14 protein-coding genes are annotated in these 11,928 nt (G+C 71.5%); 4 read left to right on the plus strand and 10 right to left on the minus strand.

The genetic code is table 11. The annotated features are described in order from the left end of the window. Window positions 1-18: 18 nt before the first annotated feature. Both ABS78_RS03545 and ABS78_RS03550 read left to right on the plus strand, forming a co-directional pair. The gene (locus ABS78_RS03545) at window positions 19-870 is read left to right on the plus strand and encodes a M23 family metallopeptidase (protein ID WP_293374949.1); all 852 of its coding nucleotides are present in this window, start codon (window positions 19-21) and stop codon (window positions 868-870) included. Continuing rightward, complete coding sequence (locus ABS78_RS03550) at window positions 871-1,737, plus strand: alpha/beta fold hydrolase (RefSeq protein WP_293374952.1); 867 nt, start codon at window positions 871-873, stop codon at window positions 1,735-1,737. Here the strand turns inward: ABS78_RS03550 and tilS are convergent. From tilS to ruvA, 10 genes are all read right to left on the minus strand, one after another. Beyond that, the gene (gene tilS / locus ABS78_RS03555) at window positions 1,719-2,921 is read right to left on the minus strand and encodes a tRNA lysidine(34) synthetase TilS (RefSeq protein WP_293374955.1); all 1,203 of its coding nucleotides are present in this window, start codon (window positions 2,919-2,921) and stop codon (window positions 1,719-1,721) included. The two genes, ABS78_RS03550 and tilS, sit on opposite strands and share 19 nt — an antisense overlap. Beyond that, window positions 2,909-3,775 (minus strand): tol-pal system protein YbgF, encoded by an 867-nt coding sequence (ybgF, locus tag ABS78_RS03560; protein WP_293374958.1) that lies wholly within the window; start codon window positions 3,773-3,775, stop codon window positions 2,909-2,911. Before ybgF ends, tilS begins: the two co-directional genes overlap by 13 nt. Window positions 3,776-3,781: 6 nt before the next feature. Beyond that, window positions 3,782-4,339 (minus strand): peptidoglycan-associated lipoprotein Pal, encoded by a 558-nt coding sequence (gene pal / locus ABS78_RS03565; protein WP_293374961.1) that lies wholly within the window; start codon window positions 4,337-4,339, stop codon window positions 3,782-3,784. A gap of 68 nt (window positions 4,340-4,407) precedes the next feature. Then, window positions 4,408-5,688 (minus strand): Tol-Pal system beta propeller repeat protein TolB, encoded by a 1,281-nt coding sequence (gene tolB, locus ABS78_RS03570; RefSeq protein WP_293375470.1) that lies wholly within the window; start codon window positions 5,686-5,688, stop codon window positions 4,408-4,410. A gap of 23 nt (window positions 5,689-5,711) precedes the next feature. Then, on the minus strand, window positions 5,712-6,554 hold the full coding sequence (locus tag ABS78_RS03575) for an energy transducer TonB (protein WP_293374964.1): 843 nt from the start codon (window positions 6,552-6,554) through the stop codon (window positions 5,712-5,714). Next, a complete protein-coding gene (locus tag ABS78_RS03580) occupies window positions 6,551-7,045 on the minus strand; it encodes a biopolymer transporter ExbD (RefSeq protein ID WP_293374967.1) in 495 nt (164 codons plus the stop codon). Before ABS78_RS03580 ends, ABS78_RS03575 begins: the two co-directional genes overlap by 4 nt. Beyond that, window positions 7,045-7,746: a protein TolQ gene (gene tolQ / locus ABS78_RS03585; protein WP_293374970.1), complete on the minus strand. Its 702-nt coding sequence runs from the start codon at window positions 7,744-7,746 to the stop codon at window positions 7,045-7,047. The genes ABS78_RS03580 and tolQ overlap by 1 nt, the downstream gene beginning before the upstream one ends. A gap of 62 nt (window positions 7,747-7,808) precedes the next feature. Further along, window positions 7,809-8,276, minus strand: a complete 468-nt coding sequence (ybgC, locus tag ABS78_RS03590; protein ID WP_293374973.1) for a tol-pal system-associated acyl-CoA thioesterase — start codon at window positions 8,274-8,276, stop codon at window positions 7,809-7,811. Next, window positions 8,273-9,301, minus strand: coding sequence for a Holliday junction branch migration DNA helicase RuvB (gene ruvB, locus ABS78_RS03595; protein ID WP_293374976.1), 1,029 nt, complete (start codon window positions 9,299-9,301; stop codon window positions 8,273-8,275). Before ruvB ends, ybgC begins: the two co-directional genes overlap by 4 nt. 175 nt (window positions 9,302-9,476) lie before the next feature. Next, a complete protein-coding gene (gene ruvA / locus ABS78_RS03600) occupies window positions 9,477-10,091 on the minus strand; it encodes a Holliday junction branch migration protein RuvA (RefSeq protein ID WP_293374979.1) in 615 nt (204 codons plus the stop codon). A 125-nt stretch (window positions 10,092-10,216) separates the two neighbouring features. Between ruvA and ABS78_RS03605 the strand changes: the two genes are divergently transcribed. After that, window positions 10,217-11,146, plus strand: a complete 930-nt coding sequence (locus ABS78_RS03605) for a sulfurtransferase (RefSeq protein ID WP_293374982.1) — start codon at window positions 10,217-10,219, stop codon at window positions 11,144-11,146. A gap of 344 nt (window positions 11,147-11,490) precedes the next feature. Then, window positions 11,491-11,907: a response regulator gene (locus ABS78_RS03610; RefSeq protein WP_293374985.1), complete on the plus strand. Its 417-nt coding sequence runs from the start codon at window positions 11,491-11,493 to the stop codon at window positions 11,905-11,907. The last annotated feature ends 21 nt before the right edge of the window (window positions 11,908-11,928 follow it).

Here is an 11,928-nt window from a genome sequence, read left to right on the forward strand (position 1 = left end):
GAACGCCGGAAAAAGCCGATGCAACGCCGGTTGGCCGAGACCGGAATCGTCGCGGCCGCGGGCCTCAGCGCCGTGGCGGTCGCGCACGCGTCACTGCTGCCCCTGCCGGTCGCGAAACCGGAACCCGTCGTCCTCACCAATGCGCCCGTCACGGCCGTCGCCGAGGCGGAGGACGACATCCTCATCGCCTTCCGCGAACCCGTTCCCGGCCATGCGGTGGTGTCGCCCTTCGGCCTGCGCCAGCTTCCCTGGGAAGGTTCGGGCCGCTTGCACGAGGGCGTGGACATCTCGGCCGACGCCGGCGTGCCCGTGATCGCGGCCGCCGAGGGCGTCGTGGTCGAGGCGGGTGAGAAGGGCGGTTACGGCCGCTATGTCGCCGTGCGCCACGCCGAGGGTCTGACGACCTTCTATGCCCATCTCGGCGCCATCGGGGCGGGCGTGAAGCCGGGTCTGGCGGTCGCCGCCGGCCAGCCGATCGGCCGCATCGGTTCGACCGGCGTGTCCACCGGCCCGCACCTGCATTTCGAGATCCGCGACGCCCAGGACCGGCCGCTGAACCCCGCCATGTTCCTGGGCAAGGCCTTCGCCGAAGCCGGCGACCTGCCGCTGGACAAGGCCAAGCGCTATTCGGGCCGCGTCCGCATGGCTCAGGTGTCCTCCATCCCGGAGAGCAAGCGCCACCTGATGGAGCAGCGCGAGGCGGGGACGATCATCGTGCGTCGCAAAACCACCGACGCCCAGGACCTAGCCGCCGCCGAGCGCAATCTCGAAGGTCAGGTGCGCGACGCCGCCAAGGGCGAAAAGATCGACGGCCTGCGGTCGCTCTCCATCGGCGCAGACGGCCGGCCGCGGGCGCAACTGGCCCTCTAGGTGACGCTTCCGGCTTCCTGCCGCGGCGAACTGGTCGACATCGGCGGTCGCCGCCTGCGCGTGGTGCGCGCGGGGCCGACGGGCGGCGCCCATCCCCTGATCGTTTGCGAGCACGGCGCCTTCGGGTGCGCGTCGGACTGGGCGGTCGTGCAGGAGAAGCTGGCCGTCAGGGGGCTGCGCAGCCTGGCCTACGACCGGGCGGGCCTGGGGCACTCCGACCCTGGCCCGGCGCCACGCGACGGACGGGCGATCAACGACGATCTCGAAGCGCTGTTGGCCGCTGTGGGCGAAGCCGGGCCGGTGGTGCTGGCGGGCCATTCGATGGGCGGTCTGATGGTCCGTCTCTTCGTGTTGGAACGCACGTTTCCTGTGGCCGGGCTGGTGCTGGCGGACGCCGTCACGCCGGACGTCTTCAGCCTTCCAGGCGGCCCTCAGGCGATCCGGGGATTTGGCCGCCTGCTGCAGCTGACCAGCCACGCCGCCAAGTTCGGGGTGATGGTTCCTATCTCGCTCATCAACGGCAACCTGATCGGCCTGCCGCGTCCCGTGGCGGGCGAGAAGCGACGTATCCACGCCTCGGCCTCGCATGCGCACGCCGCCGCGGCCGAGGTCATGTCCTGGCCCGAAACCTCGCGGATGGCCGGCGCCGCGGACCTGCCCCGGGATCTGCCTGTCGCCGTGGTGACCGCCGGACCTCATCGGGGGCGGGAGGCGCTGAAGGCCATCCAGGAAAAGGCCGCCAGGCATGCCCGCCGCGGCCACATCGAGCACGTGGCGCCGGCCTCGCACGCCAATCTCCTTGGGCCGCGCCATGCCGACGCCGTCGTGCGCGGCGTGGAGTTCGCACTTCAGGCCGGCTCGCGCTGAACCCTTCCCGCGGCGGCTTGCAGCCGTGCGCACACCAGGCTGGGGGTTCCGGCCAGCGCGGGACAGGTCACGGCGCCGTCCGGACCGACACGCGCCGGCAGGGCGCTGCGCGCCGCCGGCGGGATGTTGCGGAGCGCCGCCTGTTCATCGCGCGGCAACCGGTTCGCAAGGCCGTGCAGGCGTCGCACCTCGCCCCCGCCGCCGACCTCGAAGCGGCCGTCCCACACCCCCGGCGCATGGATCGCGGCCAGTCCCCCGCGTCGAAACTCTCCGGGTTCGCGCATGAAGGCCACCGTGGACTCGCCCGCCTCGACCCGGGCGCCTGCGAGGGTGGCCAGCACGGGCCCGGTGGTACGCAGCTTGACAGCGAGACGATGGCTACGTTCGCGGGCGGGCGCCCGGTCCCCGCCGCCGGCGCAGACCGCCGCCAGGCCCGTCAGGCGCGCCACATCCTCCGGCGACGCGTCTTGCAGGGTGCTCCGCGGGATACGGAGGACGCCGGCGTGTTCGGTCACCGCCGCGGCCAGAGCCAGCGGCGGCGGTTCGAGCCGGGGGGCTGGCGTGGGTCGCGCACACCGCGCGCGGGCCCGGGCGAAGCGGAGGTCCTGATTGGCCGGGTCGTCGATCCAGGTTTCGCCCTGGGCGGTCAGCCAGGCCCGGATGTCCTCCCGGCGGGCGTCCAGCAGCGGCCGCAGCAGGAAAACGCTACGACCCTGGGGCCACGCCGGCGACGGCGCCCAGGCCTTTGGGGCGGGGACCGTGGAGCCGCATGACCGCATGACGGCGGCCTCGGCCACGTCGTCGGCGGTATGGCCCATGAGCACGACCGCGGCCCCCGCGTCGCGCGCAGCGTCGGCCAGAAGGGCGTGACGGGCGCGCCGCGCCGCCGCCGGCATCCCCCGGGTGGGCTTGTCGCCAACCCACGGCAGCGCCTTGAACGGGCGATCCAGGCGGTGGGCCAGCGCCGCGCATCGCGCCGTCCAGCCGACGCTTTCGGGTCGCAGGCCGTGATCGGCCGTGAAGATCAGCAGGTCGCGCCCCAGCGCCTTCGCCCAGCGGTCGGCGATCAGGGTCAGCGCCACGGAGTCGCCTCCGCCCGAGAGCGCCACGGCCACGGGACGCGAGCTTTCAGGTCGCAGGTGGCGGGCGAACGCCCCGGCGGCGACGGCCTCTAGGCCGCGCACTTGGCCTGGGTTCGGGCCGCGGCGGCGCGGCTGGCCACCGGCGCCGGAGCCTTGGGATAGCGACGGGAGAATTCGGCCAGGGTCTGGCAGGCGTCGGCCGGCTTCTTCAGTGCGATCAGCGTCCGTGACAGCTCGACCACTGCGTCCGGCGCCCAGGTCGTCTGGGGCCAGCCGCGGATGGCGCCGATGTAGGCCCGCGCCGCGTCGTTGTAGGCCCCGCGCACGCCCAGCGTCTTGCCCAGCCAGTAGTTGGCTTCCGGGGTCCTCTGGGTGTCGGGATGGTTCTGGACATAGGCCGCGAAGGCCGCTTCGGCCGCGTCGTAGTCGCCCGCCAGCATCAGTTGCCGGGCCTGGGTGAAGTCGGCGGCCGGGTCGCCGGCCGGGACCGGAACCGCAGCGCCGCCTCCCGGTCCGCTGCCGAGTCCGCCGCTGCCGACGTTTGTCGCCTCGGACGCCGGTTGCTCGGCGGCCGTCAGACGTTCGTTCAGGCGATCGACCTGACCTTTCAGGGTGATGTTCTCGCGCCGCGCCTGGTCGAGGTCGCGCGTGAGGCTGTCCAGCGTGCTGTTGAGGCCGCGAAGCGTCTGTTCCATGTCGGCCAGCCGCTCGCCCATCTCGGCCATGCGGGCGTCGGTGTCGGCCGGCTGGACGACGACCGGCTTTCCGGAATCCCGGAGCTGGAAGACGATGGAGCGCAACTCGCGCACCACCCGCTCCATCCGCTCCACGCGGCGCGCGTCGCGGGCGTCGAGCGGATCGGCCCCTTGCGGGGGGAGGGGAGTCTGGGACACCGCCGGCCCGGCCGTCACGAGGACGGCCAGAGCGGCGGCCAACAGGAACGGCCGGCGGAACATCTGAACCTAGCGCGCGCCCGAGACGATGGACGTGCGGCCGTTGCGGTTCTTCTGCCAGGCTTCCTCGCCCGTGCCGGTGTCGATCGGCTGTTCCTTGCCGAACGAGATCGTCGAAATCCGATCCGACGAGACGCCGCGATTCACCAGGTAGTCGCGGATCGCATTGGCGCGGCGAGCGCCGAGAGCCAGGTTGTACTCGCGCGTGCCGCGTTCGTCGGCGTTGCCTTCGATGCGGACCCGCACCGAGCCGTAGGTCCGCAGCCATCCGGCCTGGGCGTCGAGAATTGGGCCGGCGTCGGCGCGGACGTCGTGCCGGTCGGTGTCGAAATAGACGCGATCGCCCACGTTGACGATGAAGTCCTGGGCCGAGCCGGGGATCGGCGCGGTCGCCTGGCCCGTCACCGGGCCGGGCGCGGACGGCGGCGGCTGCGAGGGACCGGCGGCCGGCGGGGCCTCGGTCGGATACGTCGGCTTCGGCTTGGACGTGCAGGCTGCAAGCGAGACGGTGGCCGTCGCGACAAGGGCGAGGCGCATCGCGGTGCTGCCGGTGAAGCGTACGACCATCGGGTTCTCCTGGGTTTCGAGGTTGCGAATCAATATTGTGAGGTGTCGGGCCAGATTGAGGCGCAAGACTAGTTAAGCAAAGGCGACCAGGCCGGATCCGATCCGGCCCCCGGATAGGGCACCGGCTGGAGGATTCGGCCCGTCACATCCACAGTCCATAACCGCGGAGGCCCTCCAGGGGTTTCGCGGGAGAACATCAGGACCCGCCCATTGGGCGCCCAGGTGGGGCCTTCGTCCATATAACTGGTCGTGAGCAGGCGTTCGTCCGTGCCGTCCGGCCGCATGACGCCGATGTGGAACTGGCCTCCGGTCTGCTTGGTGAACGCGATGAACTCGCCGGTCGGACTCCACACCGGCGTGGTGTAGCTGCCGCCGCCCGAGGAGACCCGCCGCTGGCCCGAGCCGTCTGCGCCCATGACATAGATCTGGGGCGAACCCGACCGGTCCGAGTTGAAGGCGATCCGCGCGCCGTCCGGCGAGAACGACGCCGAGGTGTCGATGCCGGGATCCGAGGTCAGCCGCGAACTGGACCGGCTGGACAGGTTCATGACGAAGATGTCGCTGTTGCCGCCGCGCTCCACCGAGAACGCCACGCGTCCCCCGTCGGGCGAGAACCTCGGAGCGAACGCCATGCCCTGGAAGGAGCCCAGGCTCTCGCGACGGCCGGATTCCAGATTGAACAGATACACCGTGGCCGAATCCGGCCGCAGCGACATGTAGGTGATTTCCTGGCTCGTCGGCGAGAACCGCGGCGTCATCACCAGCGTGTCGCCCGAGGTGATGTAGCTGGGGTTGGCGCCGTCCTGGTCCATGATCGCCAGGCGCTTGGTCACCTGCCCGCGGGCGCCGCTTTCGGCCACGAAGACCACGCGGGTGTCGAAGTACCCCTTCTCGCCGGTCAGGCGCTCGTACACCGCATCCGAGATCTTGTGGGCGACGCGCCGCCAGTTCTCGGGGCTCGAGGTGAACTGCAGGCCGAGGAGCTGTTCGCCGCGGAAGACGTCCCAGAGGCGGAAGTCCACGCGGAGGCGTCCGCCCTCCACCGTCACCTGTCCGTTCACCAGGGCCTGGGCGTTGATCGTGCGCCAGTCGGGAAAGCGCGGCTGGACGTTGGCCGACAGGTCGCGCTCGATGAAGCTCGCCGGGTCCAGCGGCCGGAACAGGCCCGATCGCTGGAGGTTGGCCGAGATCACGTCTGCGATCTCGGCGCCCTGCTGGCCGCCAAAGGCCGGGATCGCCACCGGCAGCGGCTGGACGTCGGCGCGGTTGACGTTGATCTCGATCTGGGCGCTGGCGGGCGCGGCCGTCAGGGCCAGGGCGGCGCCGGCGAGCAGCCCCATCATCAGCATGCGGAAGCGCGGAAGGGTCCGGATCATCGGGCGCAGGCCTCTCGGGCGTTGAAGTTCACGGAAAACCGCTGACCGTAGTACTCCCGGGGAAGGCCCCGGAACGGCGCGGCGGCGTAGACGGCGCGGACGGCGCGCTCGGCGGCGGCTGTGGCGACCGGGCCGCGCGCGCTGGTGATCTGCGAGGTCACCTCGCCCACCACCTGGCCGGTGACGCCGAGCTGGAAGAAGACCTTGAGCTGGACGTCGCGTCCGCCCTCGACGTCGCAGTTGGGGTTCCAGCGGCGCTGAAGCTCCTCGGTCATGCCGGTGACGGCGTCGCCGGCGGCCAGGCCCGTCCCTGTGGTCTGGCGCGCGACCGGGGCGGTCTCGGCGCGGGTCGGTCCCTTGGGGGCGGCGCTGGGGCGGGGGGCGTTTCGGGCCGGCGCCTGGAGGCTGTCGTACAGGCTGTCGAGGTCCAGGCTGGACTGGCTCTGCTTGGGTGCGGGCCTGGCGGGTGGTGTCTTTGGCGCCGGCGTCTTGGGCGCGGGGGTCGGCGCCGCCTTGGGCGCGGGTGTCGGCGCAGGTGGCGGCGGCGGCGCAGGCTGGGGCGGCGTGGGCGCCGGTGTGGGGGCCGGCGGCTCGGGGTCGGGCGCGGCGTCGGGAACGGGCGTCTCGGTGGCGGCCGACACCGTTTCGGGCGCCTGGATGGCGGGTCGGGCGTCGAGGTCGGGTGCGCTGGAGACGATGGTCACCGGCACGACGGCGCCCACCTTGAGGTCGCGCGACCCCCAGCTGATCATGAAGGCGGCGGCCAGCGCGACGTGCAGCCCGACCGACCCCAGGGCCGCGGGCGAAACCTCGATCCGTCTGGACGCCGTGCGGCTCAAGGCGCGGACTCTTCCCGCGCCCCCCCACCTGACGAGGGGCCGCCGGTGTCGGTGATCAGATTGATGGCGGAGAAGCCGGAGGTGGAGAGGGAGGCCATCACCCTCGCGACCATCTCGTAGCTGGCCCGCCCGTCGGCGCGGACGTAGATCGGTCGGGTGGTGTTGTCGGCCATGGCGGTCAGCCTCGGCGACAGGTTGGCGAACGGCACGGCGGTCTCGCCGATGTAGATCTCGCCGTCCGGGCGGATGGAGATGGTGATCGGATCGGGCACGTCCTGCATCGCGCCCGCTTCGGTCTTGGGCAGTTCGATGGGAACGCCCGCCGTCAGCAGCGGCGCCGAGATCATGAAGATGATGAGCAGCACGAGCATCACGTCCACCAGCGGCGTGACGTTGATCTCGCTGAGCGCGCCGCGCCGTCCGCGGCCGTAGCGGCGCCGGCGCTTGCCGCCCCCGGTGGCGGCGAAGGCGTCGTTGGCCGACAGCGCCATCAGCCGCGCTCCGTCAGGCGACGCTGGATGGCGGTGGACAGATCGTCGGCGAAGCCCTCCAGCCGGGCGGCGTACTTGCCCGCGGCGGTCGAGAAGGCGTTGTAGGCGATGTAGGCCGGGATGGCCGCGGCCAGGCCGATGGCGGTGGCGAACAGCGCCTCCGCGATCGCGGGCGCCACGATCGCGAGCGAGGTGTTCTTCTGGATCGCGATGGCCTGGAAGGCGCGCATGATCCCCCACACCGTGCCGAACAGGCCGATGAACGGCGAGGCGGTGGCGACGATGGCCAGGACGCCCAGGCCGCTTTCCACGCGCGCGGCCTCACGGGCGATCGTGGTGTCCAGGTGACGGTCGATGCGCTGGATCAGGAAGGCGGTCTGCCCTTCGCTGGCGACGCTCTTCGAGCGCGCGTCACGCCATTCCTTGAGGGCGCCCTGGAGCATCCGGGGCAGGGCGTGGGTGGGGCGCTCGCCGGCGTCCGCGGCCACATCCTCCAGGCTGCGGCCGGAAGCGACCGAGTCCTCGAAGGCGTCCGCCTCACGGTTCAGCTTCGAGAAGCGGAACAGCTTGTCCAGGATGATGGACCACGACCACAGCGAGGCGAGCGCCAGGCCGATCATGACCAGCTTCACGACCCAGTCGGAACTCATGAAGATGGAGAAGAAGTCGAAGCTCTCGGGCGTGATGGCGGCCGGGTCCATCGGGTCTCCTGGGTGGCGCCGGGGGGCGTGTCCGGGCGTGGTGGCGGGTGTCGGTGGCGATCTTATGGCGTAGCCTTAGGGGGCGTGAGGTAGGGGCGAAGCTGCTCGACCATGGCCTTCGGCGGCTTCCTCGCCCGGCCGCGAAGGTCGATGCACACCGCCTGAACGTGCGCCTCGGCGATGAGTTCGTCGCCGCGGGCGATCTGCTGGCTGACCAGCAGGCGCGGGCCGCGCACTTCGTCGTAGGTGGTGCGCACCAGGAGCGCATCGTCGACGCGCGCCGCGCGACGGTAGTCGATCTCCATGCGCACGATGGTGAAGGCGGTCGGCTGCTCCTGCTCCAGCAGTTCGGCGTGCCGGATGCCCACCATGCGGAAGAAATCGCTCCGCCCGCGCTCGAAATAGCGCAGGTAGTTGGCGTGGTAGACCATGCCGGTGAAGTCGGTGTCCTCGTAGTAGATCCGCACCGGCAGGAAGTGCTCGCGGCCCTCCAGCCAGCCGGCGCTGGGGTCCCGGCTGGTGTCGCTCATTCGAACAGGTCCCCGGCCGGGGGCTGGCCTGCGCTTTTCGGCGCCGCAAGGCCCAGGTGGTCGTAAGCGCGGGCGGTGGCCATCCGGCCGCGCGGCGTCCGCTGGATGAAGCCCTGTTGCAGCAGGAAGGGTTCGATCACGTCCTCCACCGCATCGCGCGCTTCGGCGATGGCGTAGGCCAGGGTCTCCACGCCCGCGGGCCCCCCCGCGTAGTTCTCGATCAGGGCGCGGAGGTAGCGGCGATCCAGCGCGTCCAGGCCCATCTCGTCCACGTCCAGCCGGGCCAGGGCGCTGGCGGCGGCCTTGCGGTCGATCACATCGGCGCCGTCGGCGGCGGCGAAGTCGCGCACCCGGCGCAGCAGCCGCCCGGCCACGCGCGGCGTTCCCCGGGAGCGGGTGGCGATCTCGAGGGCGCCGTCGGGCGAGAGATCGGTCCCCATCTTGGCCGCGGCGCCCAGCAACACGCTCTGCAGTTCGTCGTGGGTGTAGAACTCCAGCCGGATCGGGATGCCGAAACGATCCCGCAGCGGCGTGGCGAGCAGGCCCGCGCGCGTCGTGGCCGCCACCAGGGTGAAGGGCGCCAGGTCGATGCGGATGGACCGCGCCGATGGTCCCTCGCCGATCATCAGGTCGAGGACATGATCCTCCATGGCCGGATAGAGAATCTCTTCCACATTGGCGGCCAGGCGGTGGATTTCGTCGATGAACAGGACGTCGCGCGGCTCCAGGTTGGTCAGGATCGCCGCCAGGTCCCCGGCCTTGGCCAGCACGGGCCCCGAGGTGGCCCGGAAGTTCACGCCCAGTTCGCGCGCGACGATCTGGGCCAGGGTCGTCTTGCCCAGGCCCGGCGGACCGAACAGCAGGACGTGGTCCAGCGCCTCGGCGCGGTTCTTGGCCGCCTCGATGAAGACGGTCAGGTTCGCCTTGGCCTGCTTCTGGCCCACGAACTCGGCCAGCGTCTGCGGCCGGAGCGCCCGGTCCGAGCCTTCGAACGGCTGGGGTTCGCCCGAAACGATGCGGGTCATGGGCGACGCCCGCGTTCGGAAGTCCAGGAAGACACGGACGGGGGCGCCCCGCCCGCGCAACGGGCGATCCGGTCCTTGAGGGTCGTGGGCCGAATCCCGCGAGCCGACCGCGTACGCGGACGTCCCAGGACGTTCCGCCTTCTGTGGCCTTCCGTGCTTCCTGCGGTTCCGATCCTCACCGCCCCAGCTCCTGCAGGGCGGCCTTGATGAGCGCCGGAGGCTCGGCGCCTTCGCCGAGGCGCAGGGCGGCGGCCTCCACCACGCGACGGGCCGCGGGTTCGGCGACGCCCAGGCCCATCAGCGCGGCCACCGCTTCACCGCTGGCCGACGGTCGCGCGGGTTCGGCGGCGGGCGTCTGGGCGTGGAAGGCCGCAACCGGGCCGTCGTGCAGCGGCTTGCCTTTCAACTCGGTGACGATCCGGAGCGCCAGCTTCGGCCCGACCCCGTTGGCCCGCGCGACGGCGGCCTTGTCGTCGCGGGCCACGGCCGAAGCCAGGTCCGCGGGGGCCAGCACGTCCAGGACCGCCAGCGCGGCCTTGGGGCCTACGCCCTGGATGGCGCGCAGCATCAGGAACGCCTGGCGCTCGTCGCGGCCGAGGAAACCGTAAAGGGTCAGACCGGTCTGCTCGGCCCACTGGGTCTCGACATGGATCAGGGTCTCGCCGCCGATCTCGGGCAGGCGCGACAGCGTCCGCGACCCGCAGCGCACCACATAGCCGACGCCCATCACGTCGATGAGCGCCTCCTCCTCGCCGACCTCGGCGACGGCCCCGCGCAGGCGTCCGATCATGTGCGAATCACGTTCGGCATGTGTTCGCCCTGAGTAGCGGATGGGCGAGTCCGGGGGAACAATGTGGGGCTTATGCGCCGGCGCTCCGGCGGGTAACATCGGCGAGAGCGCGGGAGAGACGGGCGATGGGCTGGATTGCGGCGATCTCGATGGCCCTGCTCCTGGCGGGATCTGCGCCCGCAGGATCTGCACCGGCGGGAGCCAGCCTGCCGGGAGCCGGGACGCCGCGCGCGGAGATGGTGGTCGATACCGCCTGGGTGGCCGCCCGGCTGGACGCGCCGGACCTGGTCATCCTCCAGATCGGCGATGCGGCGGCGTATGACGCCGGTCACATCCCGGGCGCGCGCCTCCTGAACCTGGCCGATATCTCGGCCCCGCCCACCGGATCCGATCCGCTGTTCCTGGAGATGCCCGAGGCCGAGGCCCTGCGCGCGAAACTCGAGGCGCTCGGCGTTTCCGACACGTCGACGGTCATCGTTTATCCGACACGCGACATCCAATCCGCGACGCGGGCGGTCTTCGTGCTGGACACCGCGGGACTGGGCCCGCGCACCCGGCTGCTGGAAGGCGGCCTGCCGGCCTGGAAGGCCGAGGGGCGCCCCCTCTCCACCCGACCGCGCGCCGTGGTCCCCGGCCGGCTGTCGCCTATCGTGTTCCGTCCGATCGTGGTCGACGCCGACTATGTGAAGCGCCACGTCCGCGCGCCCGGTTACGTGGTGGTGGATGCCCGCGCGCCCGAGTTCTATTCCGGCGAGAAGGCTGGCGGACCACCGGGAAAGCCGCACCGGGCGGGCCACATCGCCGGCGCCCGGAGCGTGCCGTTCTCGAGCGTCACGACACCGGACCTGATGCTGGCGCCCGAGGCGGAGATCGCGGCGCGCTTCGAAGCGGCGGGTGTGAAGCCGGGCGACAGGATCATCGCCTATTGCCATGTGGGCCAGCAGGCTTCGGCCACCCTCTTCGCGGCGCGCTCCGTCGGCCTGGACGTCCTGCTCTACGACGGCTCGTTCGAGGAGTGGTCGCGCCTGGGCGGCGAAGTCGAAGCCGGAAAATAGGGCCGCTGGGCGCCGGCCCCCGGACACCCAAGAGCGGACACCCCGGCGAGCGACAGAGTCGCAGGGGGTCGCCGAAACGTCGGCGATCTGCTATCTCCATGACGTTCCCCGCCTCTTCGGCGGCTGGCGCCGGCCCTTGCAGGGCCCGATGCAGAGGCGTCGCGCCGGCACAACCGCCAATTGCCGCGACAGGCTGTCACTCGGGGAATCTACTTAAGCAATCAACCCGAATTCCCAGCCCCCGAATCACTGTGGTTCCTTGCCGTTAACCAATGGGACGTCCGGGGGCGAGGGGCCGCCGGACAGCGGAGATGGCGTGTCGAAAAGACGCGCCAGGAGACGGCGTGCTGGGGGACGACTTGAACGGCAAGGTGCTCATCATCGATGACGATCCGGCGCTGTTGCGCCTGATGTCGATGGCCTTCGACCGCGCGGGGTTCGCGACGGTCTCGGCCGAGAACGGTCGCGCCGGCGTTGCGATGGCCCAGACCCACCATCCCGACCTCGTGGTGACCGACATCGTCATGCCCGACGTGGAGGGCATCGGCGCCATCCGCGCGATCAAGCAGGGCGCCCGTCCGCCGAAGGTGGTGGCCATCTCGGGCGCCGGCCGCACGCGCGGCGTCGACTATCTCTCCTGGGCGCGCCACCTCGGCGCCGACGCCGTGCTCGCCAAGCCGTTTCGGATGGCCGAGCTGGTCCGCGTCTCCCAGGGCGTCATCGAAGCGGGCGCTCAGCTCCCGCCCGCAATCCAACCGTAGCGACAACCACACCGACACCGG

This window comes from Phenylobacterium sp. SCN 70-31, assembly GCF_001724605.1.
Classification (GTDB): domain Bacteria; phylum Pseudomonadota; class Alphaproteobacteria; order Caulobacterales; family Caulobacteraceae; genus Phenylobacterium.